We start from the raw sequence: 24,166 nt of genomic DNA on the forward strand, positions 1-24,166 counted from the left end.
CGTTAAAATCCCATGTCACAACATCAATAATTTCACAAAAGATACAAATCCATAAATGTATCTTTTGTGAAAATATGAGTGAGATTTGTGTTTAAATTATCCTTCTAAAATTTGTTCAGCCTAAAATTTGTTCAGCCGCAGTTTTTGAAGTCACTTTTTCAATCACTCGTGTACAAATTCCCTTTTCATCAAAAATAAAAGTAGTTCTTACGATTCCCATATACGTCTTACCAAACGTTTTTTTCTCCTGCCATACCCCGAATTTTTCAATGATATCATGGTTTTCATCAGCAATCAGATCATAAGGGAAAGCAAATTTGTTATGAAAATTTTTCTGCTTCTTTACAGTATCCCCACTGATTCCCAATAACTGGAATCCTGCTTTTTCCAGCTGAGAATAATTATCACTCAGGTTACAGGCTTCCACAGTACATGTTGGAGTATTGGCCTGTGGGTAAAAGAAAATAATTAATTTTTTTCCGATCAATTCCGATGAGTTTACCGCTTTCCCATCCTGATTTATTCCTTCAAACTTGGGTAATTTGTCTCCAACTTTCAGCATAATGTTTAATTTTGTTCAAATTTAATGGTTACATGACAAAAAAGCAAAGAGCCGAACTCGTTCAGCATGAATTAGAAAAAATATATCCCGAAGTTCCTATTCCTTTAGCACATACTGATCCGTTCACCCTGATGGTTGCCGTAGCGCTTTCTGCACAGACAACCGATAAAAAAGTGAATGAAGTTACCCCAAACCTTTTTAAAGTGGCCGGAACTCCCGAAAAAATGGCTAAGCTGGAAGTTTCTGAAATTAAAGAACTGATCAAAGAGATCGGACTTTCCAATACGAAAGCCAAAAACCTGAAAAGAATGGCAGAGCTTTTACTTGAGAGACATAACGGAATTGTTCCTCAAACCTATGAAGAACTTGAAGCTTTACCCGGAGTAGGTCATAAAACGGCTTCCGTAGTGATGAGCCAGGGCTTCGGATTTCCCGCCTTTCCGGTGGATACCCATATCCATCGCCTGATGACTCAATGGAAGCTTACATCTGGAAAAAATGTTGTAGAAACGGAAAAAGATGCAAAAACAATCTGGCCTGAAAGTGTCTGGAATAAGCTTCATCTTCAGATTATTTTTTACGGAAGAGAATATTCTCCCGCCAGAGGAAAAGGAGATAAAGACTTTATCACCAAAATGATGTTTGAAAAATAAGACTTGATTCCCCTTCTCTGAGGGGGAAGATCTTTGCAAGACAAAAGACGGGGCAGTTGAAATCTTAATATCTTTTGTCCGGACACTGGATGTATCCGGATTCTACTATTGAAAAAGATTTCTGGTAACTACAGATCTAAAAGTCTTCTGTGATAATTAATCTGTCCCAGATGATAATCCAGATGAGTGATGAGATGGATCAGGAAATAGCCGGTGGACATTTTATTTTCAAAAACAACACGCGGATATTCTTTTTCCAGGTCTTCGGAAGTCAACTGATTCAAGGTAGAATCAACCATAGTTAACGTATTGGTGATTTTCTCAATCAATTCGGTTCTGGGAACATCCTTTAATGAAAACTCCAGGTCACGCTGTCTTATGTATCCCGTATTTCCAAGTTCTGCACCGATAAAAGCATTCAGGTTACCGACTAAGTGCAGGCAGAGGTTTCCTGCAGAATTAGCAATGTTCTGATCTGTTTTCCAAATGTTTTCTTCTTTCTGGTAAGATTCGATTTCTGTTTTTAACTTATTCAGATCTCTGCTGTATAGGGATTTTAAACTTTCTGTGATCATAATTTTCAAACTTTGTAGGTTATTGAAGAAAACAGGGTGGTTAATATATTCGCTTTTCAAAACACCCCGTCAAAATTTTTGATTTTGCCACCCCTCTGAAAGAAGGGAATTCTGCGGTTAAACTATTTAGTTAACGGTTTTTATTTACTTCTGTTTCTTTGCCCAAAGCTCCATTTTTCTGTTCAGAACATCTAAAGGAAGGCATCCCTGGCTCAGTACTTCATCGTGGAAGCTTGCCAGACTGAATTTATTTCCCAGCTGCTTCTGATATTTGTCTCTCAGTTCACGGATTCTCAAAGATCCGATTTTGTAGCCCAAAGCCTGTCCCGGCATGGCCATATATCTTTCCACTTCTGCGGTAGCACCGGCTTCATCATAAGAAATATTGCTCAGGAAATATTGTATTGCTTCTTCTCTTGTCATTTTCCCGGTGTGTAATCCCGTGTCAACTACCAATCTTACGGCTCTCAGCATCTGATCGCTTAAATATCCCATTTTCTGATAAGGATCTGTGTACAATCCGAATTCCGGACCTAATGTTTCACAATAATGTGCCCAGCCTTCACCATAAGCTCCAAACCAGCCGAATCTCATAAACTTCGGTAATTTCGTATTCTCCTGTTGAAGAGAAACCTGGTAATGGTGCCCCGGAATTGCTTCATGAAGGAAAAGAGATTCCATTCCGGATGTTACATTGAATTTTGAAGGGTCAGGAAGCGGGACATAAAAAATTCCCGGTCTTTTTCCGTCAGGAGTTCCCTGGATATATTCTGCACTTGCGCTGGCTTCCCTGAATTTTTCCGTCTGTCTGATTTCAAATTTTGTTTTCGGTGTCACGCTGAACATGGTCTTCAATTTCGGAGTGATCTTGGCAAGGATTCCATTAAAGCCGGCTAATACTTCTTTTGAGGTTTTATAAGGCATTGCTTTTGGATCTGTTTTTACAAAATTGATAAACTCTTCCAATGTTCCCGTAAAGCCAACCTGCTGTTTTACCTTTTCCATTTCTGAACGGAGCATGGCAACCTGCTGAAGTCCGGTTTTATTGATCTCTTCAGGTGATTTATTGGTTGTTGTCCAGCTTTTTGCATAATATCTGTAAATCTCATTTCCGTTCGGAAGACTATTATAGCCGTCTGTTTCCCTGGCTTTAGGCAAATATTCTTTTTCTAAGAAAGCGCCCATTTTGGTATAAGCCGGAATGATTTTTTTAGTGATGGCATCTTTATAAAGGGCAGTATATTTATCCTTTTGCTCTTTTGTAAAATCTTTTGGAAAGTTTTTAACAGGACCATAAAAAATATTCTTTTCAAAATCAGCGGTAGTGATTTCTTCTGATTTCATCTGCGGAATCATTTTGATAACCAGCTTTTTCGGCAGAACAATTTTATTGTTGATTCCTTCCCTGAAGTTGTCTTCAGCTGCAGCCATCCAATCCGGGAATTTTTCCATTCTTTTCAGCCAGTCTGCATAATCTTTGTCTGTTTTAAACGGTTGGCTTCCCTGTCCGCTTCCAAACAAAGGGAAAGACAACGGAAGTCCTCCAAACTGGGTAAAAGGAATATATTCCGGATGATAGGCATAACCTTCAATCCTGTCTTTTAAAGTATAATCCAGAACATCGTAAACTACTTTATCATCATCGGATAAGCCTTTATAATCCACCTGGTCCAATTGTTTCTGAACCGAGTTGTAAAAGGCAACCTCTCCTGAAATGAAATCTTTATCAATATTGATGGGCAATTGATCATTATATCTTAGATCACCCTGGGAAGTAGCGTCCATCGGATACAATTTAAGATACTGCTCATAATAATTGGCTGCAATGGAATCTAAATTGGTAGGAGTGACTTTCGTTAAAGGGGAATCTGATTTTTTACAGGCAGCGAGACTGATCATCAGGCCCAGCCCTAAAATGCTTTTTGATAAAATGTTTTTCATTTCCGGAATCTTTATGAAAACAAAAGTAAGTAATATTGAGATAAACGGATGATGCCTGAGGTTGATTTTTAAAAAATAATTTTCAAAATATTTTTCACATTCAATCTATTTTTTATCTTTGCTGAAAACGTTTAACAATCATACTATTACAGTTCTTTTTTAAGAAATAATGAAAGGGATTTTAAAAATTTACCATCCGGACGAAACGCTAAAATACAATATTAGAAATACTTATTGTAAGGCGGTTTACAGTAACCAACAACATTTTCTTGAGGTTGAAATCATCACGGATGACGGTTTGGATCATGTAGACGATGATTCTTTACAATACAATTTTCCGCAGCTTTCGCTTGAGGTTTTCGATTTTCCTATTGAAAACAGCGAAATCGAAGGAAAAACAATTCAGATCAACGACTCAGATGATGAAACTTTCACTGAAGTGGATCTGTTTGATGATGAAGACGCTTATATCTATGACAATGAACTTCTTTTTGAAAGAAATGAAGAAGGCGAGCTTCAGGTTATCTGGAAAGGAACGATCGACGATTTCTATACCGGTTCAGATCAGCCCATTCCTTTCAGACTTAAATGCGAATTCAGCCAGGACGATATTGAGGTAGACGAAGATTAATCAGTCTTTGTTTCTGCATTCAGAATATAAATTTCTTTTCAAATTTTTTTGGAAAGGAATTTGCTATTTGTATTCAATAACAAAATTTAAGTTGTTTTTAAGCAATTTTTAAGAGAACAATTAATAATATTCCATTATTTTTGTCGTTTAAAACCATTATAAAATATTCACATTAATGCTGTTAACGGAACTTACTCAGATTTTATTTGCGCAAATTGCTGCACCTGCAGTAGCTACAGAAGATTTAGAATTTTCATTTTGGAAGATCATGTTCCACGGAGGAGCTTTCGCTAAAATAGTGATGGTGACCGTGTTACTGCTTGGTGTGTTTTCCGTATATCTGTTTTTTGAAAGGTTTTTCTTTATCAAAAGGCTTACTTCAAAGACCGACTCCAACTTCATGGATAATATCGAAGACTTTATCAAGGAAGGCAAAATAGATTCGGCGGCAGATTACTGTAAAAGACAAAACTCGCCTGAAGGAAGAATCCTGGAAAAAGGAATTTCAAGATTGGGGCGTCCCGTTTCTGATATTGTAAGCGCCATGGAATCTCAGGCTCAGGTAGAAGTTGCGAATATGGAGAAGAATCTTAACCTTCTGGCGGTAGTACCGAGTATTGCCCCGATGTTGGGACTTTTGGGTACGGTGATCGGGATGATCATTGCATTCTTTAACCTATCACATGCAACAGGCTCTTTTTCACCGAAAACATTGTCTGAAGGTATTTATACTGCTCTGGGACAAACAGCAGTCGGTTTGGCGGTAGCGATTCCGGCTAACTTTTTCTACAACATTCTTTTAACAAGGATTGATAAGTTTGTATTGAGAGCTCAGAATATGTCCGGAGAATTTTTAGATCTTATCAACAAACCTTTATAATTCTTTCTTATGAAAATTCAGAGAAGAAATAAAGCAAATCCCGAATTCAGTTTGGCAGCGATGACAGACGTTATCTTGTTGATGTTAATCTTCTTCATGATTACATCGTCTGCAGCCAATCAGAGTGCGATTGATGTAAACTTGCCAAAGGCAGAAGGTGTTGATAATAATGTTCCTAATCCTCTGTCGGTAAGTATTAAACCGGACGGGTCCTATTTTGTGGATGATAACCCGGTTGATAAAGCTCAGTTGGAACAGGCTATTGTTGATAAACTGACAAGCCAGACCAATAAATCTTTCACGATAAGAGCTGACGAAAACACAATGCATAAGTATGTGGTTTATGTAATGGAGATTGCTGAAAAACATAAATTCAATATTGCTCTTGCAACCGTTAAAGATAAATAATGCCGTAATAAGGCAAGAATTATTCAAAAAATGAAAAGTTATACCGTAAATAAAGACGAGCAAAACAGGGACAGGATAAAGAGTGGAATACTTTCTGTTCTGATCTGGTCTGCCATCTTGCTTTTTGTTTTTCTTTATAAGCTTAAACCGGAAATAGATAAAGATCCGGAAGTAGTGACCACAATGCTGGTTAATTTCGGAGACAACAGAAACGGAAAAGGGATTGAGGAACCGGCTGATCAACCGGAAAGCTTGGCTGCAGCGACGGAAGAAGTTGCTCCTGAGCCTGTTGAAACAGCAGTTCCTGAAACAAAAACCGTTATAAAACCGGATCCACAGCCTGAAACCAAGAAAGTGGAAACAAAGGATAAAGTAATTACCGGAAACAACTCAAAGATCAGTGCTCCTAAAAAAGACGATTCAAAGTCAAATAAAAAAGCAGTAACCAGTTCAACAGCTTCCAAAAATACTAAAAAAGCAGGCGCAACAACGGCCAATTCCAAAACCGGAAACGGAGATGGAAAAGGAACTGCCGCAATCGGGAATTTAATAAAAGGAAGAGGAACCAAAGCCGGAAGCCAGGGAACAGGAGAAGGAATAGGAAATGCAGGAGATCCTTTAGGCGGAGATGGAAACGGTGACAGTAAAGTAGGAATTGACAGAAAATTAATCGGATATATCCCCGGAACAATGGGAAGAGGTGGAGCACAGCCCCAACACAGCTGTACGGCAAGCGGATCAATTACAATTGCCTATACTGTGGATAAAGCGGGAAATGTGGTCTCTGCAAGAAGGACAGGAGGGATATCTGATCCCTGTGTATCTTCAACATCCGTTTCGTGGGTCAAGAAATATGTGAAAGCAGAAAAGGCCAGTACCTCCTCAACCGGAACTTATAAAATTACCTTCTAAAATATAAAAGCACTTCTTATGAAAGTGCTTTTTTTATTTCGTTGATTCTGTTGATAACCGGGAGTGCAAAAATTCCGCTGGTTTGAAGATACAGCTCATAGAACGTTTTTGCTTTGTCCAGAAAGTCTGTGCTGCCGGTTTCCTTTCCTTTGAAATAAAATAGGTTTCCAAGCATTTCATAATAATCTTTATGATCTCTTTCCTGTCTTTCGTTTACAATTTCAATAATCTCTTCCTTCGTTTTGGAAGAAATTTCTGTAAAGTCAATCTTAAAAATATCCTTCATTAAAGAATCAAAATCCAGTTCTTTCTGCATCATGCTTTCTTCGGGCTTATCCAGAATAAGTTTTTCCAATGCCTGAGTCAGCTGACGGATTAATCTTAATGTGAATTCTTTATCTGTAATCATAATGGGTTTAAAGTTTAATATCTAATGTTTTAAAATTGTGGGTAACTGAGGCTCTCGAAGTCACCATTGTATTCTGTTTAGTCGACAACTTATTAAGCAAAAAACAAATAAGCCAGAGCGATTGATGTAATAATCCCCACGAGATCGGCCAAAAGCATGGCAATTACCGTATATCTTGTATTCTTTACAGCTACTGCTCCAAAATAAACGGCAATCACGTAAAACGTCGTATCTGAGCTTCCCTGAAGAACGGCTGCCAGTTTTCCCTGGAAACTATCCGCTCCGAAAGTTGACATCGTATCTACCATCATTCCTCTTGCTCCGGAACCGGATAAAGGCTTGATCAGTGCTGTCGGAAGCCCGTCTACAAAACGGGGATCTAAGCTGGCAATATTGGCGACCCATTTCATTCCGTCAATGATAACATCAAAAACGCCGGAAGTTCTCAGTAAAGAAATGGCGATAAGCATTCCGACCAGATAAGGGATGATTTTAACGCAGGTAGTAAAGCCTTCTTTAGCTCCTTCGATAAATGCATCGAAAACATTGATCTTTTTATAAACCGCACCGATAACGATTGCTAAGAAAATAAAGAGGATTAAACCGTTACTTAAAACCTTGCTGAAAGTATCCAGTTCGTCTTTGCTTAATTGAACCAGATAAACAACCAGAAGGGCAATTATAGCTGAAACTCCACCTACATAAGCGATAACAACAGGACGGAGCAAATTGATTTTCTGATATAATGAAACAATGATCATTGCTGATAAAGTCGCTGCAAAAGTAGCGATCATACAGGGCAGGAAAATATCCGTCGGTGTTTTGGAGCCCATCGAAGCTCTGATGGCAATAATAGAAACCGGAATCAATGTCATTCCCCCGGCATGAAGACAAAGGAACATGATCTGGGAATTGCTTGCAGTATCTTTATTGGGATTCAGGCTCTGCAAACTTTCCATAGCTTTTAAACCGAATGGCGTGGCTGCATTGTCCAGCCCTAAGAGATTGGCGCTGAAATTCATCAGCATATGCCCGAAAGCCGGGTGGTTTTTAGGAATCTCAGGAAATAGTTTTGAGAAAAATGGTTGAATAAACCTGCTTAAAAGATTAATTCCACCGGCTTTTTCAGCAATGCTCATGAATCCCATGAATAACGTCATGATCCCAATCAGGCCGAGACAGATCTTTACAGCGGTTTCAGAAGTCCCGATAACGCCGTCTGCTTCCTGAACACGATACACTTTGACATCCTGTTTAAGAGAATCTGTTTTATAATGAATCCTGCTGTCGGCAAAATCAGGGTTTTTCATCAGGCTGTCTCTGACAACCGGGGATAGCGTATTCATTTTCTGGGTTGCAATCTGTACCGTATCACCGCCTTTTCCTACCACCATATCATTGAAAATGGTTTTGTAATGGCTTGATGAGACGTATTTTATACTTGCAATGGCAATGGCAACGATAATAAATGCTGACCAAATTCTGCTGAGAACCATCTGATTAAATTAAAATTTTAGAAAAGATAATAAATTAAATGTAAAACTATTTAAATTTTTATTTTTTTGAACCATTAAGATTCAATAAGTGATTAAAGACAGAGTGATATTGAAAAGATCAGAAGAATTTACCTGCACAAAACAATACTTAATGGATTGAATTATTTTTCATCAAGATAGACAAGATGTCCTTCAAAATCATCATCCAGGTTTTTCAAAACTTTCGCATCATCCATTTTTTTGATCAAAGCATCAATAAAGAACCCTTTTTCAAAAAACTGACGGTGTATTCCCGGTAAGAGCTCCATGAAGTAATCCATTCCGATTTTATTATTATGGAGATCCATTTTAGTTTCCAGCGGTTGATTAGGGAATAATTCTTCGTGCATATCCGTAATTCTTTTGCAGAAATCCAGAGCTTTTTCCGGAGAAGAAACCTTGCAGCAGTAAATCATGATGAAAGAGCACCAGAGGGCATGCCTGAAAGCGTTTCCTATACCATTATTGGAAGCTGTTTCGGGAAAACGTTTCTGAGCAATGGTAAAAGCCTGCACGGTAGCGTAAAAGCTTAATAAAGAAAAAAGAGGATGGGGAAGGACAAGCGATAAAAGACGGCAAATCTTTTTAAAGCTCATGCTTCGAATCGTATTAAAAAATATTTTAAAAGTCCTCATAAATAAAAATCTCTCCCCAATTAGAGAGAGATTGTATTGTTTTTGTTACAAACGTTAGGCATGTACAGCTAATAAATTTACTGTTTTTGCTACCGTATCTTTAATTTCAGTTCTTTTCACGATGAAATCCACAAATCCTTTTTCCTGTAGGAATTCAGAAGTCTGGAAACCTTCAGGTAAATCTCTCCCGATCGTTTCACGGATAACTCTTGGTCCTGCAAAACCGATCAATGCTCCCGGCTCAGCCATAATAATATCGGCTGTCATCGCAAAAGAAGCGGTAATCCCTCCAAAAGTAGGATCACATAAATAAGCGATATATAAAAGTCCTGCTTCTGAAAGTTGAGCTAATTTAGCCTGTACTTTAGCCAACTGCATCAAAGAATAAGTGGCTTCCTGCATTCTTGCACCTCCGGACTGACAGATGATCATATATGGAAGTTTGTGTGCGATACAGTAATCTACAGCTCTTCTGATTTTTTCACCCATCACAGATCCTAAAGATCCGCCGATGAAAGCAAAATCCATACAGGAAACTACCATTTCGGTTCCTTTTACGGTTCCTACAGCATTTCTGATGGAATCTGTAAGCTTTGTTTTTGCCTTTACTTCTTTTAAACGGTCTGCATAAGGCTTCGTATCTTTGAAGTTCAGGATGTCTATACTTTCAACATTAGCGTCTAGTTCAGTGAATTTACCTTCATCAAAAAGAATATCGAAAAATTCTGCGCTTCCTATTCTTACATGAAACCCGTCTTCAGGAGAAACGTAGTTGTTTTTCTTAAGTTCTTCATGTTCCACTACTTTTCCTGATGGAGTCTGATGCCAAAGACCTTTGGGAACATCCTTTTTTTCATCAGTGGAGGTGGTAATGTTTTTTGCTTTTCTTTTAAACCAGTCGAATGCCATTTTGTATGTATTAATGTAAAAAGTAAATTGTATTAATATAAAAAATCTTCAGTCATGAATACATTTTACATTAATACAATTTTACAGTTCTTATTTTAAAGTATTTACGTTATTTAAATCTTCAAACGCTTTTACCAATCTTGTAGAGAAAGTTTCCTCACCTTTTCTTACCCAAACTCTTGGATCATAGAATTTTTTGTTAGGTTTTTCTTCTCCTTCAGGGTTTCCGATCTGAGATCTTAAATAATCGATATTGTTAACCATATAGTCTCTTACGCCTTCCGTATAAGCAAACTGAAGGTCAGTATCAATATTCATTTTGATAACTCCGTAGTCGATGGCCTCTCTGATCTCTTCTAAAGTAGATCCCGAACCTCCGTGGAATACAAAGTTCACCGGCTTCGCAGCAGTTCCGAATTTCTCCTGAACATATTTCTGAGAATTGTCAAGGATTTTCGGAGTAAGAACTACGTTTCCTGGCTTATAAACTCCATGTACGTTACCGAAAGCAGCAGCAATGGTAAAGTTTTCAGAAATAGCTTTTAACTTTTCATAAGTATATGCTACATCTTCCGGTTGGGTATATAATTTAGAATTATCAACATCAGAGTTGTCAACGCCGTCTTCTTCTCCTCCTGTAACTCCGATTTCCACTTCTAAAGTCATCTGCATTTTAGCCATTCTTTCGAAATATTTAGCAGAAACCTCAAGATTTTCTTCTAAAGGTTCTTCAGAAAGATCAAGCATGTGAGAAGAATAAAGAGATTTACCTGTCTGCTTGTAAAATTCTTCACTTGCATCAAGCAATCCGTCGATCCAGGGCAATAATTTCTTTGCACAGTGGTCTGTATGTAAAATTACAGTAGCTCCGTAAGCTTCTGCAAGAGTGTGAATGTGTCTTGCTCCGGCAATAGACCCTAAAATAGCAGCCTTCTGACCGTCATTGCTCAATCCTTTTCCTGCATTAAAAGCAGCTCCACCGTTAGAAAACTGAATGATAACAGGAGAGTTCAGTTTTGCTGCCGTTTCCATTACTGCATTTACGTTGCTTGAACCAATTACGTTTACTGCAGGTAATGCAAATTTATTTTCTTTAGCATGCTGAAAAATATCAGTAACTAATTGACCTGTGGCAACTCCTGCCGGGAAAATTCTGCTCATGTTTTACTTTTTAATATAAATTATAGGTGTATTAAAATTCTTGTAAAGGTAAGAAATTTTGCTCAATTGCTAATTTCTTTTGTCCCGTCCCCAAAGTAGCTTCTGGCGGATGGTCTCATAAAAACTCAGGTTGTTCGGCTGAACAAGAAGGATCTGGAAACCTGCTTTTTTAACGATGATTTCTTTATCTGTTTCTATGTGTATCAATCTTGAATCTAAAGAAATGGAGTACTGAGGTACCCGGCTTTCCACTTTAAATTTTATTTCAACCCTGTCATTGACAACCAGAGGTCTTACATTCAGGTTGTGAGGGGCGATGGGAGTGATGACAAAGTTTTCGTTATTCGGAGAGATAATCGGCCCGCCACAGCTCAACGAGTAAGCGGTAGATCCGGTAGGCGTTGAAACAATCACCCCGTCTCCCCAGAAAACATTTAAAAACTCATCATTAATATAAGAGTCTACCGTAATCATAGAGGTGGTTTCCTTTCTTGAAACGGTAACATCATTTAAGGCATAAGGAAAGAAGCCTTCCAATTGTGGAGAAACCACCTGAATCACAGAGCGGCGGCTGGTTTTTACATCACCTTTTAAAATGGCATCCAGCTCTTTAAATGCTTCCTCTTTGGTAAAGCTTGCCAGAAATCCTAATCTTCCGGTATTTACCCCAACGATCGGGATTTCAAGGTCTTCAATAAACGTCAGAGAGTTGACGATGGTTCCGTCTCCTCCGAAGGTAAAAAAAAGATCCACCTCTTTATCCATCAGATCCTGCTTGGAGTTGAATGTTTCAAATATTTTTGAAAACTGAAGAGCATCGGCCATTTCATCATACAGAACAGATTTTACGCCTCTGCTTTCAAGTTCTGAAACAAATTTGCTTAAATATAAAAAAGTATCGAGATCTTTTTTCTGCGAATATATGGCTGCCTTCATCTTATATTTCAATAAATTTTTGGAAAAACCCAAACCTGTCTTTAAACAGGTCTGATTTCTCATCAGAATAGTATTTTTCAACAATTCTATAATCATAACGGTCGAAAGTAGAATCAATCGACGCCAGATTTTCATTGCTGATTTTTATGGTTACCTGAATGACGTCATCAGACATAAAGCTGATGAATCCCCCATAAAATTTCGAATTATTGCTCTCAATGATATTGGCTATTTCCGTCATTGAATATTTTCTTGCCGGAGTTTCTATCGTAAGAATAGCACCCGATTCGGAAAATAAAGGATAGCGGGATAAAACCTGAAAAACATCTTCATAGCCTATATATCCCACATATTTTTCATTTTTATTGATCACCGGAATCACATTGGCATTGAAGGTATAAAACAAACGGATGCTATCCATGATATTATGATCTTCAAGAATGGCAAAACGCTCGATCTGATGCTCAAGGTCTTTTAGGTTTCCTTCCTGTTCGTAAAGAAAGTCTTTAGCAATGGCTCCGTAAAAGTGATGGGATTTTTTAATGAAAATATGGGTATATCCAAAATCTTCTAATGTGCTTCTCGCTGATTCTATTGAGTCAGTCAGGCTAAAACATGGGAAATCCTTTGAGATATAGTCCTTGATAAACATTGTGCTAATTTATAAAAAATTAAACGAAACTTTTTCTGAAAACCGAAATTTTTTTTAGCGAAAATGAAAAAACTGATTTTAAAATTTGTTTGTGAAGAAAAAAAAAGTATCTTTGTCGCCTTTCATTTTTACTTTTTATTAGATTTATTTCAAACTGCACTGTCTTTTAGACACATGCAGTTTTTTTATTTTAGGGCTTTTGCAAACTCCCACATCACGATTCCACCACACACACTTACGTTTAAAGAATGCTTGGTTCCCAGTTGAGGAATTTCCAGGAATACATCAATGTTTTCCAGGGCCTCGTCGCTGATTCCTTCCACTTCGTTTCCCAGTATTAAAGCGTATTTTTTTGATTTGTCGATGCTGAAATCAGTAATCATCGTACTGTTGGAAGTCTGTTCAATTCCTACGATTTCAAATCCCTGACTTTTAAGATCACTAATGGTGGTGTTGATGTCTTTTTCATGAGTCCAGTCAACGCTTTCCGTAGCACCCAGTGCTGCCTTATGAATTTCACGGTGTGGCGGCTGCGGCGTAATTCCGCAAAGAATTATTTTTTCAATCAGAAAAGCATCTGCCGTCCTGAACGTTGCCCCTACATTATGCATGCTCCTGATATTATCTAAAATGATAATCAATGGAATTTTCTCAACTTTTTTGAATGTTTCTACATCAATTCTGTTAAGTTCTTCCAGTTTTAATTTGTGTACCAATGTCTTATTTTGTTGAAATTAATTTTCCGTCTCTGTAAACCTCAGTTTTTTCTACACTTCCGTCTTCACGGTAATGAATCCTGTTTCCGTTCCATTTATCATTAACGAATTCCGTTTCCCGCTGAATTTTTCCTGACGGGTAAAGTGCCTTCCATTTTCCGGTAGCAATACCGTTTTCGTAATTCCCGACTTGTTTTACTGACTTTCCGTTTTCATAAAAAAGCCTGCTTTCACCATTAAGTTTTCCCATTTTATAATTGGATATTTCAATGATGACTCCTGCCGGAGAAAAGAACGTTGCCGTGGAGCTGTTATCATACACATTTTTTTCACCGTTTCTGAAAACTTCTTTGGAAGTCAGCACCCCGTTTTTATCATAATAAGACCATTCTTTTACCTTATAGTCTTTTTTATATTCCCCTTTAGCCTGTATTTTTCCGTTTTCATAATAAAAAATGGCATCTCCGTCCAGTTTTCCTTTTTTCCAGTCAGCAACTTCTTTTACCTGGCCGTTTTCATAAAACTGCTTACAGTTTCCTTCCTGCAGACCGTCTTTAAAGCCACACGGCTTTTGTGCTATGGCTAACGACGATGCGGAAAGCAACAGCAGAAAAATGTATTTCATAGATATTTTTATTTCAAAAATAGTAAAATAGTTATATTTGGGCTAAAATATATGCTATGAAAAAATTATTCATTTTTATGACGGTCATGTCGGCTTTTGTCTTTTCAAAAGCTCAGAATACATATTATCCACAGGCTTTCTTTGATAAAAAGCTGGCCCAGCAGATGATTGGTTTCGGAAATTCCACCATTGAAGGGGTTGCATCCACAAAACAAAAAAATAACTGGGGAATTAAACCGTTGATTGGAGGAAAGCACTACGCTCCAAAAGGAACGGTAGTCATGTTGTTTCCGGTAACTCCTTATTTTGAAGAGTTTTACAACATGAGAAGGAAGTATGAAAATAAAAAAACGACGGTGTATATGTCTGAAGAAGCCTTTAAATACAGAATTGAAGCTTTAACGGATGATCACGGAAGATTTAAGTTTGAAAAATTAAAGCCCGGAAAATATTATCTTGAAACAATTGTAAACTTTACGGCAACTGCAAGTTATCAGCAACAGACCGGGCAGTCGGATGCATATAATGCTTATGGAGGTTATTTATATTCCACACCGATATACCAGACATTTTTCTACGGTTATTCAGCTGCCAACAGGGAAAGTAAGTTTGTAGAAATAAAACAGGACGGCGAATTAAAAGAAATCAATCTGTAAAAGGTTGATTTTTTATTTTTTGATTCCCATGATCTGATGAACGCTTTTTTCAATATTCTGCGCAAGAGCTTCCATGGGAATATCATTTTCATCATTATTGAAAGGATCTTCAATTTCCTCTGCAATAAGTTCCAGGCTCATCAAAACATAGTAAACGAAAACAGTTAAAGGAACCATAAAAAGCCCGATGTTGATGACATAAGCAATAGGCAAAGCGAAAACATACAGGATAATAAATTTCTTGATAAATGATGAATAGGAATAAGGAATCGGTGTGTTTTTGATTCTCTCGCATCCACCGCAGACGTCCAGAAAACCCGAAAGCTGAGTATCTAAATATAGCATTTCAACATCAGAAATTTTTCCTTCCTTTTTCAATTGGTTAAGCTTATAAGTTAAAAGAATGATAATTTCGCTTGGTCCGTGATGCTTCAAAGAGTTTTCTATTTCCGAATAATCCTCATCCAAAGCCAGCCTTGTAGACTCTTTAGAAAGATGTTTCGCCAAAAAGTGCGGGTAAAACTTTAAATACCTTGCTATCTGCTCTGCATTTTGCTGATCACCGTCAAGAATGGTATTGATTTTTATAGCAAAATTCCGGGTGTCATTGACCAGTTTTCCCCATAGCTTTCTGCCTTCCCACCATCTGTCATAAGCCGTATTCGTCCGGAAAACCAGCAATAATGAAAGCACAAAGCCTAATAAAGAATGAATCATCCCTACATTGCTTATCCCCGATTTTGTAGTAAGATGAAGATATTCTACCTCCAGATATTGAATGCCCCAGGAATATAAGCCTATAAGAATCATACTTGGGAAAAGTATTTTTAAAGTGTCGCTTTTATGCAGGCTGAAAAGGATTTTCAGGAAGTGTTTGGTATTGTAGACTCTCATAAGTTGGGTTAGTCTTACAAAGATAAAATTTTTGTTTTTATGTTACTTTCCCAAACTAAATTTTAATCGATATAATAATTGAAACGGTCTGTTTTTAAACTCTCACAGATAGAGCAATTAAAAAAAACTCAAGCATCTGTGCAGGCTTGTAGTATCTGTGGTTAATGCCGAATATCCAAAAATGGCCTCAAAATTTTTATAAAACTCAAAAAAGCACTATTTTTATTTCGCATTAAATCAAAAACAAAATGATCCTCCAAAACGTAGATGTTGTAAATGATATCAGTAAAGAAGATTTTCAGAAAAATTATTTCAGAAAAAAGAAACCGCTGCTGATCAAAAATTTCGCCAGCCGCTGGGAAGCTTTTGATCAATGGAATCTTAATTATATCCGTGAAAAAGCAGGCGAGCAGGAGGTGCCCTTATATGATAACAAACCCGCTAATGCCGCTAAAAGTTCAGATGCACCGGTAACCCATATGAAAATGAAGGATTATATTGATACCATAAAAAGCAAGCCTTCAGACCTGCGTATTTTCTTTTATATCATTACCGACCGGCTTCCGGAACTACTGAAGAACTTCACATACCCGGATCTGGGGATTAAATTTTTCAAAAGGCTGCCCACTTTATTTTTCGGGGGAAGCGAAGCGCACGTACTCATGCATTATGATGTGGATCTGGGAGATTTTCTTCATATCCATTTTGAAGGGAAAAAGAGAATATTATTGTTTGACCAGAAGCAGTCTGAATTTTTATATAAAGTTCCGTTATCCGTTCATACCATTTATGATGTAGATTATGAAAACCCGGATTATGAAAAATTTCCGGCTTTACAATATGCAAAAGGCTATGAGATTTTCATGGAGCATGGTGACGCCCTCTTCATTCCCGGAGCATTCTGGCATTTCAACCGGTATCTTGAGCCCGGATTTTCAATGTCACTTCGTGCGCTACCGAATAAACCGAATGTTTTTGCGAATATGCTGTATCATGTTTTCATTATGAGATATACAGACAAAATCCTGCGCAAAGTGTTTAAAGCAAAATGGGTGGATTATAAGCAGAAGTGGGCGTATAAAAAAAGTACACAAGCTCTGGAAAAGCATTTGAAAATAAATAATTAAAGATTTATTCGCTGATAAGGCCAAAAATTTTTGCATCAACGAATCTTCCCTTTTCAAAGAAAAAATCGCGCATCATGCCTTCTTCCTGAAACCCTGATGATAGCAGGAGCTTTTCAGAGGAGATATTAGCGGGATCAATAAAAGCTTCTATGCGGTGAAGATGCATCGTTTCAAAACCGAATGTTAAAATTGGAAGCATAGCTTCTTTCATATAAGACTGCCTCCAGAATTCAGGATGGAGCTCATATCCTAATTCAGCTTTAAAATGCTCGTGAAACCAGTTGTGATAGCCACAGGTGCCGATTACTTTCTTTTCAGATTTCAGCTCAATAGCCCATCGAAATCCTTTTTTGTTTTCAAATTGCGTATTGAAATGATTGATCAGGTTTTCAGCATCTTGTAATCGGGTAAATGTTTCAAGGTCATAATATTCCATCACTTCATCAAGTGAAAAATATTCAAACAGATCTTCAGCATCGTTTTGGGTAAGCTGGCGTAAGGAAAGTCTTTCAGTTTCTAAGACGGGGAAAAGCATGGTTCATTTTTAACTAAAATACGATAAAACTCACAAAGAGTCAATGCTTTTTTTTGAAAAGATTAATTGTGAAACAAATTCTTAACCCTGAATTTATTTTTTTAAATTTGGCGTTCATTTTTTATTATGGCAAAGACGAAGAAGGAAACTCCATTAATGACTCAATATAATACCATCAAGGCAAAATACCCTGATGCCCTTTTATTATTCAGAGTAGGAGATTTTTATGAAACTTTCGGACAGGATGCGATCAGGGCTTCCCAGGTATTGGGAATTGTTTTAACCAAAAGAGCCAATGGAGACGGTCATATAGAATTAGCCGGATTCCCGCATCATTCCGTAGATTCTTATCTCCCGAAATTGGTGAGAGCCGGACTTCGTGTAGCCATCTGTGATCAGCTGGAAGATCCTAAAATGGTAAAGGGTATTGTAAAAAGAGGGGTGACCGAATTGGTTACTCCCGGTGTTACATTCAATGATCAGGTTTTAAATTCCAAAAAAAATAACTTCCTGCTTTCCCTCCATAAGGAAAAAGAAAAATACGGAATCGCATTGGTGGATATTTCTACAGGCGAATTTTTAGTAAGTGAAGGGAATTTAGACAAGCTTTTACATATTGTCAATACCTTTGATCCGAGTGAAATTATTTATCAGAGAAGTGTTCAGATTCCTGAACAGCTTAAAAATAAAAACGCCTTCAAATTAGAAGACTGGGCCTATCAGTACAATTTTGCTTATGAAAAACTGACCAATCAGTTTAAAACCAATTCTTTAAAAGGATTCGGGATTGAAAACCATCAGTTGGCCATTACGGCTGCAGGAGCTATTTTTGCTTACCTGGTGGAAGATACCCATCACAATCTCCTTGCCCATATTACTAAGATCAAGGTGATTCCGCAGGAAGATTTCCTGATGATGGATAATTTTACATTACGAAATCTTGAAATTGTCTATCCAAGCAACCCACAGGGAAAATCTTTACTGGATATTATTGACAGAACATCCACCCCAATGGGCGGAAGACTGCTGAGACGAAGAATCATTCTGCCGTTAAAATCAGTGGATGAAATCGGAAGAAGACTGTCTTTGATTGATTTTCTGAACGAAAATGACAGCCTGAAATATGAAATTTCCCAACTTTTAAAATCCATTTCCGATCTGGATCGGTTAATGGGAAAACTGGCCGCCGAAAAAATATCACCGAAAGAACTGGGATACCTTCGTCAGAGTCTGATTAATATTTATAAAATTAAAGCTTTATTACATCCGTTTGCTGATGTTCTGGCATGGATTGAGCCGCTGTATGACCTGGAGGAGCTGATCAAATGCCTGCAAAACCATCTTAATGAAGAGCTTCCGGTAAATATTGCAAAAGGAAATGTCATTAAAGAAGGAATTTCAGAAGAGCTGGACAGGTTAAGAGGGCTTCAAAGCAAAGGTCGTGGTTTCTTAGATGAAATGTGCCAGAGAGAGATTGAAAGAACAGGAATTTCAAGCCTTAAAATTGATTTTAACAATGTATTCGGATACTTTATTGAAGTCCGGAATACCCATAAAGATAAAGTTCCGGGCGACTGGTTGAGAAAGCAGACGCTTGTAAATGCAGAACGTTATATTACCGAAGAGTTAAAAGAATATGAAAATCAGATTCTGGGAGCCGAAGAGAAAATCGGGGTTTTAGAAAGTGAACTTTACAGAAACGTATGTTCAGAAACAATGGTTTATATAGACCAGATTCAGGAAAATTCAAATATTATTGCCCAGCTGGATGTTGCGGTGGGATTGTCTGAATTAGCTGTTTCCGAAAGCTATACAAAACCTGTTTTAAACGAAAGTTTTTCTATTGATTTAAAAGAAGCAAGACACCCGATTATTGAAAATGCCCTTCCGCTGGGAGAAAAATATATTCCGAACGACATTTTCTTAGATAAAGATTCCCAACAGATTATTATGGTAACCGGACCGAACATGGCCGGTAAATCTGCCATTCTCCGTCAGACGGCTATTGTCTGTCTTCTGGCTCAGATCGGAAGTTTTGTTCCTGCAAAACATGCTGAGATCGGGATTCTGGATAAGATTTTTACAAGGGTGGGAGCTACGGATAATATTTCCGCAGGAGAATCAACATTCATGGTTGAAATGAATGAAGCCGCCAATATTCTGAATAATATTTCAGAACGAAGCCTGATCTTACTGGATGAAATCGGTCGTGGAACTTCCACCTATGACGGGGTTTCCATTGCATGGGCCATTGCAGAATATCTTCACCAGCATCAGACGCAGGCAAAGACGTTATTTGCCACCCATTATCACGAGCTGAATGAAATGACCGTGAATTTTGAAAGGGTGAAAAACTTCCACGTTTCCATTCAGGAAAATAAAGGAAATATCATTTTCCTGAGAAAGTTGATCCCGGGAGGAAGCGAACACAGCTTCGGGATTCACGTTGCAAAACTGGCCGGAATGCCGGCAAAAGTGGTCAACAGAGCCAACGAAATCCTTAAAACGCTTGAAGCAAGCCGTACACAGAGCAATTCTTCGGACAACATCAAAAGAGTTACCGATGAAAATATGCAGCTCTCTTTTTTCCAGCTGGATGATCCTGTGTTGGAAAATATCCGCGAAGAACTGACGAAAATTGATATCAATACTTTGACACCTATTGAAGCTTTAATGAAGTTGAATTCGATCAAGAAAATGATTGGAGGCTAGATTTTGAATAAAAAGTAAAAGGATCGGGTTCAGCTTTAGCTGAGCCCGATCCTTTTACTAACAGCAGTATTCATCCTGAACACCAGGAACACCACTCAATTCCTGGCCGGTATTCCTGTCAATACAGCTTATTACTCTAGGGCAAATAGGTCTGAATCCGCCACTGATTTCTTTCAGTTCTTTTTTTGTAAGCTTTCTTTTTTGAACGTTTGATTTTTTCATGATAATTTGATTTAGTTGTAAGCGAATTTACATTTTATTTCAAATGAATGTGAAAAAAACAGATTGAAATTTAAAATCCTTAACAAAGTTTAACATATTGATATTCATAGGAAAGAAAAGCATTTCTTAATTTTAGGTATGAAGAATTTAATTAATATTTTATTCCTGATAATCGGGTTTACGGCTTTCAAAGGACAGACAACAATTTCTCCGATAAAATATGAAGCGCTGGAAAAACGCATTCAGCAGGAAAATGATAAGCTTCTTGTGGTAAATTTCTGGGCAACCACCTGTGCCCCGTGTGTAAAAGAGCTTCCTCATTTTATGGAAGTGAATAATCAATATGCAGGAAATCCAAAATTTAAAATGATTCTGGTTTCACTCGACAGGATGGTTGATAAAGAAAGAGTGCTTAAATTTATCAAAAATAAAAACCTTACTGCCGAGATTATTTTATTGGATGACATTAAAAGGATGAACACCTGGATCCCAAGGTTTGAAAAAAACTGGGACGGGAATATTCCGGTAACGATCTTCTATAAAAACGGAACAAAAGTGCATTTTAATGATGGTGAAATGAGCAAAGAAGAACTGGAAAATACAATCAGTAAAAACCTGTAATAATCAAAAAATAATATGAAAAACTTTAAAATTTTAATAATAGCTTTTATCGTTGGATTGGGTGCAGTAAGCTTCACCACGGTAAATCATGATAAAGACGGACAGAAACAAAACATTTCCTCTTCCAAAGGTTATGAGGTAGGAGATGAAGCCACAGATTTTAAATTAAAGAATGTCGATGGGAAAATGGTTTCATTAAGCGATTTTAAAAGTGCTAAAGGATTTATTGTGATCTTCACCTGCAACCATTGTCCTTATGCTAAAAAATATGAAGACAGAATTATTGAGCTGGATAAAAAATATAAAGATCAGGGATATCCTGTCATTGCCATCAACCCGAATGATCCTACTGCACAGCCGGAAGACGGATACAAACAAATGATCGACAGAGCCAAACAGAAAGGTTTTACCTTTCCGTATCTGGTAGATGAGGGCCAGAAAATCTATCCTCAGTATGGAGCGACAAAAACGCCGCATGTATTTATTTTACAGAAAGAAAACGGTAAAAACATTGTGAAATATATTGGGGCTATCGATAACAATTATGAAAATCCGAACGATGTTTCAGAATATTATGCACAGGACGCCGTAAATGCATTAATAAAAGGAGAACCTGTAAAAATGACAAAAACAGTAGCCATCGGATGTACGGTCAAAGTAAAGAAATAATATCTTTGTAAATAATTAATCGGTGTTCTTTTGAATACCGATTTTTTTATCCCCAGAAGGAAAAAGATGGCTTAAATGTAAATCTGTATCTGTGGACAATCATATAAAGCTGTGCTTAGTCAAAAACATAAAACATGAAATTAAAATTTAATATCACTTACTTTTTGCTAACTGTTATCATCTTCTTTATTGAAGTCTTAATAGCGACAAAACTGAAAGACATATTCTTTGTAAGAGCTTATCTTGGCGATGTGATCGTCGTTATGCTTCTTTATACTTTCGTTAAAAGCTTTTTAATTGTTAATAATCAAAAACTTATTTTTGGCATCCTTATTTTTTCCTGCCTGATAGAATTGTGCCAGTACTTTAATGTTGCGGAAAAATTAGGCTTTCGGAAAGGAAGCCTGATGTATATTATGATTGGAAATTCTTTTTCCTGGATTGATATCCTGTGTTACGTGACAGGATGTTTACTGCTTTATCTTTGGGTGAAACTTAACGATTCAAAAAAAGAAATTACTGCAGATTAAAGATCAGAGGCTGCCGCATGATGCTTCTCACTTTTTTACCGTTTTCTTCAGCAGGAATCCATTGGGTTTTGATCATTTTCAATGCTTTCAGAAATTCATCTCTCACCATCTGATGCTGATAGGATTCTATTTTGATATCTGTCATATTTCCTTCTGTATCAATAACAAAAGTAGCAACGGCTTTTGCTTTCACAATATCAGCTTTTACCACTGGTGCTGTCCGGAAATTCGCTAAAATTTCTCTTACAAACGCCCGATGTCCACCGGGAAACTCTGCAACTTTTGAAGGAGAAGACACTACATCCGGCAACGGTTTCGAGCCCGGAACAACAGTTGAGTCCTTCTGAGCTGAAATAGTAATGGTGCAAAACAGAAACAGAATTAAGAAAAAACGTTTCTTCATTATCAGGAGTTTATCTTCCAAAACTGTCATACTTATCCTCAGCGTATTTAATAAAGCGGTTCAGTAAAGCCACATTCTCTTTTTCCATTGGGGAAAGATCCTGATCTACATTATTCGAAACCGGAATGTACCAGTCTGTTTGTTCAAAAAAGTTTCTGTAAGTCTCCTTTTTGAAAGAATAGCCGTGTCTTGCAAAAACTGAATTCTTAATGATCTCCATATCGAGTTTTCTTAAATTCTTAAGATCTTTTTCCGTAAGTTTCTGTTTCGATGCATTCAATTTGAAAATAGCTTCCGAAGCAACCCTGTTTTTGGAAGTCGTATAACTTTCTGTTTTTCCCGTTTCTTCATCCGTATATTTTTCGACAAAATCTTTAGGATTGCTCCAGTCTACCAGATCCGAATTCTGATCCAGCATGAAATTAGGGTTATAAACAAATTCCTTTTTAGATAATTTTACTGTTTTGCTGGGTGCTTTTACGGCAGATGTATTAAAAGCCGTCCATTTACCACTCAGGCTGTCATTGTTGAGCTTCACTTCAAACCTGCCGTCGGTTTTATCATTTCCGGGCTCATCCAGAACGAAAGATTTTGAACTTTCATTAAAGACACCACGGAAAGGGCGCTGGTTTCCATTCACAATGCTTTGTCCGTAAACACTGTCTTTTGTAATCCTGTTAATTTTTAAAGAAATCCTTTTCAGAACATTAGAATCATACTCAGAGCCGTCTTCATCATCTGTCATCTTTTCCATTCCTGCAAAATCTCCGGTATAAATCCCGTAATATTCTTTATAGATTTCAGGAGCCACGGTAGAATCTTTTTTTACAGTCAGGGAATCCTTGGTTGAATCTGTAATTTTTCCGTCTTTTTTACAGCTTATCAGAGAAACTGTTAATAAAGAAATAAGAGTGTAATTTAAAATTTTCATATATGTTTTTTGGTGATTAAATATTCAATTAATAAAATATTCGGAATCCATCCCAGCCATGCAATGATTTGGTAGACATCCATCGGATTGGGGTGGAATAAATATATAATAATAACCTTCCACATTCTCAGGGTTACAGCAGATAATGTTAAAGCAAAGCTGCGCCACATCCATTGCTTATGCTGTTTAAAATTTTTCTGCAGGGCAAGTTGATATGCTTTAAAAGTCGTCAACCACCACAAACAGCCTAAAATAACAAAAGAAATTTTTGAAAAGATCCCGCCATTGGCAAAAATTCCCATATAAATTCCCGATGGAGCCGAAAAGATCAGCAATAGAAAAATATAAACCTTTCCAGAGGTTCTGTGAAAATTTTTAATACCGAAATCTTTCCTTAGAATAGCCAGAAAGCCGGAAAGCAAAACAAAAATACTTGTATACACATGGGTGTAGAAGAAATAAAGATATTCCGTCCGGTGCTCTACCTCCGTTTGCTTGATCATTAAAAAGCTTACATCGGTTTTTAACGGAACATATTCTAAAGTTATCTGCAGCATCAGCCAAAAGAAATACCCAAACCCTGTAATTAAAAGGATTTTAAGGAGGGTTGAATAATTTTTTCTGACTAAGAGCATTATTTCTGCTTTTTATTAAGAAAAATAAAGTTAAAAAAACTTTGTTCTCTTTTTTCAGATATTCATAGTTTAACGCTTAAATTGTCATTCT

The 24,166-nt window shown here is 37.2% G+C and carries 29 protein-coding genes; 11 read left to right on the forward strand and 18 right to left on the reverse strand.

Annotation, left to right across the window (positions count from 1 at the left end; all coding sequences use genetic code 11):
• Positions 1-115 precede the first annotated feature (115 nt).
• Positions 116-562 carry a thioredoxin-dependent thiol peroxidase gene (bcp, locus tag AB8P06_RS01490; RefSeq protein ID WP_369836918.1) on the reverse strand — a complete coding sequence of 149 codons (447 nt, stop codon included), beginning with the start codon at positions 560-562 and terminating at the stop codon, positions 116-118.
• Between the two features lie 32 nt (positions 563-594).
• On the opposite strand from bcp, the gene AB8P06_RS01495 reads away from it, so the two are divergent.
• Entirely contained in the window at positions 595-1,215 is a 621-nt protein-coding gene (locus tag AB8P06_RS01495) for an endonuclease III domain-containing protein (protein WP_369836921.1), read from the forward strand.
• Positions 1,216-1,343: 128 nt separating this feature from the next.
• Here AB8P06_RS01495 and AB8P06_RS01500 read toward each other — a convergent pair whose 3' ends face one another.
• The gene (locus tag AB8P06_RS01500) at positions 1,344-1,790 is read right to left on the reverse strand and encodes a DinB family protein (RefSeq protein WP_369836923.1); all 447 of its coding nucleotides are present in this window, start codon (positions 1,788-1,790) and stop codon (positions 1,344-1,346) included.
• A 144-nt stretch (positions 1,791-1,934) separates the two neighbouring features.
• Positions 1,935-3,731, reverse strand: coding sequence for a DUF885 domain-containing protein (locus AB8P06_RS01505; RefSeq protein WP_369836925.1), 1,797 nt, complete (start codon positions 3,729-3,731; stop codon positions 1,935-1,937).
• Between the two features lie 169 nt (positions 3,732-3,900).
• On the opposite strand from AB8P06_RS01505, the gene AB8P06_RS01510 reads away from it, so the two are divergent.
• The 4 genes from AB8P06_RS01510 (at position 3,901) to AB8P06_RS01525 (ending at position 6,562) form a co-directional block, all read left to right on the forward strand.
• Positions 3,901-4,362, forward strand: a complete 462-nt coding sequence (locus AB8P06_RS01510) for a hypothetical protein (RefSeq protein ID WP_369836928.1) — start codon at positions 3,901-3,903, stop codon at positions 4,360-4,362.
• Positions 4,363-4,537: 175 nt separating this feature from the next.
• Positions 4,538-5,242 carry a MotA/TolQ/ExbB proton channel family protein gene (locus AB8P06_RS01515; protein WP_369836931.1) on the forward strand — a complete coding sequence of 235 codons (705 nt, stop codon included), beginning with the start codon at positions 4,538-4,540 and terminating at the stop codon, positions 5,240-5,242.
• 9 nt (positions 5,243-5,251) lie between these two features.
• The gene (locus AB8P06_RS01520; RefSeq protein ID WP_369836934.1) at positions 5,252-5,650 is read left to right on the forward strand and encodes an ExbD/TolR family protein; all 399 of its coding nucleotides are present in this window, start codon (positions 5,252-5,254) and stop codon (positions 5,648-5,650) included.
• 30 nt (positions 5,651-5,680) lie between these two features.
• The gene (locus tag AB8P06_RS01525; protein ID WP_369836936.1) at positions 5,681-6,562 is read left to right on the forward strand and encodes a ferric siderophore ABC transporter substrate-binding protein; all 882 of its coding nucleotides are present in this window, start codon (positions 5,681-5,683) and stop codon (positions 6,560-6,562) included.
• A 16-nt stretch (positions 6,563-6,578) separates the two neighbouring features.
• On the opposite strand, the gene AB8P06_RS01530 is transcribed toward AB8P06_RS01525, so the two are convergent.
• The 9 genes from AB8P06_RS01530 to AB8P06_RS01570 all read right to left on the reverse strand — a co-directional run bounded on the left by AB8P06_RS01530 (position 6,579) and on the right by AB8P06_RS01570 (position 14,140).
• Positions 6,579-6,971, reverse strand: a complete 393-nt coding sequence (locus AB8P06_RS01530) for a hypothetical protein (protein WP_369836939.1) — start codon at positions 6,969-6,971, stop codon at positions 6,579-6,581.
• Between the two features lie 92 nt (positions 6,972-7,063).
• Positions 7,064-8,467, reverse strand: coding sequence for a nucleoside recognition domain-containing protein (locus AB8P06_RS01535; RefSeq protein ID WP_369836942.1), 1,404 nt, complete (start codon positions 8,465-8,467; stop codon positions 7,064-7,066).
• A 161-nt stretch (positions 8,468-8,628) separates the two neighbouring features.
• Positions 8,629-9,141: a DUF6973 domain-containing protein gene (locus tag AB8P06_RS01540; RefSeq protein ID WP_369836945.1), complete on the reverse strand. Its 513-nt coding sequence runs from the start codon at positions 9,139-9,141 to the stop codon at positions 8,629-8,631.
• Between the two features lie 54 nt (positions 9,142-9,195).
• The gene (gene accD, locus AB8P06_RS01545) at positions 9,196-10,050 is read right to left on the reverse strand and encodes an acetyl-CoA carboxylase, carboxyltransferase subunit beta (protein WP_369836948.1); all 855 of its coding nucleotides are present in this window, start codon (positions 10,048-10,050) and stop codon (positions 9,196-9,198) included.
• A gap of 90 nt (positions 10,051-10,140) precedes the next feature.
• The gene (gene fbaA / locus AB8P06_RS01550) at positions 10,141-11,211 is read right to left on the reverse strand and encodes a class II fructose-bisphosphate aldolase (protein WP_369836950.1); all 1,071 of its coding nucleotides are present in this window, start codon (positions 11,209-11,211) and stop codon (positions 10,141-10,143) included.
• 69 nt (positions 11,212-11,280) lie between these two features.
• Complete coding sequence (locus AB8P06_RS01555) at positions 11,281-12,147, reverse strand: NAD kinase (RefSeq protein ID WP_369836953.1); 867 nt, start codon at positions 12,145-12,147, stop codon at positions 11,281-11,283.
• A gap of 1 nt (position 12,148) precedes the next feature.
• Entirely contained in the window at positions 12,149-12,799 is a 651-nt protein-coding gene (locus tag AB8P06_RS01560) for a CBS domain-containing protein (RefSeq protein WP_369836956.1), read from the reverse strand.
• Positions 12,800-12,984: 185 nt separating this feature from the next.
• Positions 12,985-13,515: an RNA methyltransferase gene (locus AB8P06_RS01565; RefSeq protein WP_369836959.1), complete on the reverse strand. Its 531-nt coding sequence runs from the start codon at positions 13,513-13,515 to the stop codon at positions 12,985-12,987.
• A 4-nt stretch (positions 13,516-13,519) separates the two neighbouring features.
• The gene (locus AB8P06_RS01570; protein WP_369836962.1) at positions 13,520-14,140 is read right to left on the reverse strand and encodes a toxin-antitoxin system YwqK family antitoxin; all 621 of its coding nucleotides are present in this window, start codon (positions 14,138-14,140) and stop codon (positions 13,520-13,522) included.
• A gap of 56 nt (positions 14,141-14,196) precedes the next feature.
• Here AB8P06_RS01570 and AB8P06_RS01575 point away from each other — a divergent pair, with 56 nt between their 5' ends.
• Positions 14,197-14,796: a hypothetical protein gene (locus tag AB8P06_RS01575; RefSeq protein WP_369836965.1), complete on the forward strand. Its 600-nt coding sequence runs from the start codon at positions 14,197-14,199 to the stop codon at positions 14,794-14,796.
• A 12-nt stretch (positions 14,797-14,808) separates the two neighbouring features.
• Here the strand turns inward: AB8P06_RS01575 and AB8P06_RS01580 are convergent, their stop codons facing one another.
• Positions 14,809-15,690, reverse strand: a complete 882-nt coding sequence (locus tag AB8P06_RS01580) for a bestrophin family protein (RefSeq protein ID WP_369836967.1) — start codon at positions 15,688-15,690, stop codon at positions 14,809-14,811.
• Positions 15,691-15,938: 248 nt separating this feature from the next.
• Here AB8P06_RS01580 and AB8P06_RS01585 point away from each other — a divergent pair, with 248 nt between their 5' ends.
• Positions 15,939-16,817: a cupin-like domain-containing protein gene (locus tag AB8P06_RS01585; RefSeq protein ID WP_369836970.1), complete on the forward strand. Its 879-nt coding sequence runs from the start codon at positions 15,939-15,941 to the stop codon at positions 16,815-16,817.
• Between the two features lie 4 nt (positions 16,818-16,821).
• Here AB8P06_RS01585 and AB8P06_RS01590 read toward each other — a convergent pair whose 3' ends face one another.
• Positions 16,822-17,352 carry a GNAT family N-acetyltransferase gene (locus tag AB8P06_RS01590; RefSeq protein ID WP_369836972.1) on the reverse strand — a complete coding sequence of 177 codons (531 nt, stop codon included), beginning with the start codon at positions 17,350-17,352 and terminating at the stop codon, positions 16,822-16,824.
• A gap of 126 nt (positions 17,353-17,478) precedes the next feature.
• Here AB8P06_RS01590 and mutS point away from each other — a divergent pair, with 126 nt between their 5' ends.
• Positions 17,479-20,064 carry a DNA mismatch repair protein MutS gene (mutS, locus tag AB8P06_RS01595; RefSeq protein WP_369836975.1) on the forward strand — a complete coding sequence of 862 codons (2,586 nt, stop codon included), beginning with the start codon at positions 17,479-17,481 and terminating at the stop codon, positions 20,062-20,064.
• A 57-nt stretch (positions 20,065-20,121) separates the two neighbouring features.
• Here mutS and AB8P06_RS01600 read toward each other — a convergent pair whose 3' ends face one another.
• On the reverse strand, positions 20,122-20,286 hold the full coding sequence (locus tag AB8P06_RS01600; RefSeq protein ID WP_369836977.1) for a bacteriocin: 165 nt from the start codon (positions 20,284-20,286) through the stop codon (positions 20,122-20,124).
• Between the two features lie 138 nt (positions 20,287-20,424).
• Between AB8P06_RS01600 and AB8P06_RS01605 the strand changes: the two genes are divergently transcribed.
• From AB8P06_RS01605 to AB8P06_RS01615, 3 genes are all read left to right on the forward strand, one after another.
• Positions 20,425-20,907, forward strand: coding sequence for a thioredoxin domain-containing protein (locus AB8P06_RS01605; protein WP_369836980.1), 483 nt, complete (start codon positions 20,425-20,427; stop codon positions 20,905-20,907).
• 15 nt (positions 20,908-20,922) lie between these two features.
• Positions 20,923-21,576, forward strand: coding sequence for a thioredoxin family protein (locus tag AB8P06_RS01610; protein WP_369836983.1), 654 nt, complete (start codon positions 20,923-20,925; stop codon positions 21,574-21,576).
• A 134-nt stretch (positions 21,577-21,710) separates the two neighbouring features.
• Positions 21,711-22,106: a ribosomal maturation YjgA family protein gene (locus tag AB8P06_RS01615; protein ID WP_369836985.1), complete on the forward strand. Its 396-nt coding sequence runs from the start codon at positions 21,711-21,713 to the stop codon at positions 22,104-22,106.
• Here the strand turns inward: AB8P06_RS01615 and AB8P06_RS01620 are convergent.
• Genes AB8P06_RS01620 through AB8P06_RS01630 form a run of 3 tightly spaced genes read right to left on the reverse strand, consistent with a single transcriptional unit; the run spans position 22,093 to position 24,075 of the window.
• The gene (locus AB8P06_RS01620) at positions 22,093-22,509 is read right to left on the reverse strand and encodes an energy transducer TonB (protein WP_369836988.1); all 417 of its coding nucleotides are present in this window, start codon (positions 22,507-22,509) and stop codon (positions 22,093-22,095) included. The genes AB8P06_RS01615 and AB8P06_RS01620 overlap by 14 nt on opposite strands.
• A 10-nt stretch (positions 22,510-22,519) precedes the next feature.
• The gene (locus AB8P06_RS01625; protein WP_369836990.1) at positions 22,520-23,440 is read right to left on the reverse strand and encodes a YARHG domain-containing protein; all 921 of its coding nucleotides are present in this window, start codon (positions 23,438-23,440) and stop codon (positions 22,520-22,522) included.
• Entirely contained in the window at positions 23,437-24,075 is a 639-nt protein-coding gene (locus AB8P06_RS01630) for a DUF2306 domain-containing protein (protein WP_369836993.1), read from the reverse strand. Before AB8P06_RS01630 ends, AB8P06_RS01625 begins: the two co-directional genes overlap by 4 nt.
• Positions 24,076-24,166 lie beyond the last annotated feature (91 nt).

It is taken from the genome of Chryseobacterium tongliaonense (assembly GCF_041224435.1).
GTDB classification, from domain to species: domain Bacteria; phylum Bacteroidota; class Bacteroidia; order Flavobacteriales; family Weeksellaceae; genus Chryseobacterium; species Chryseobacterium tongliaoense.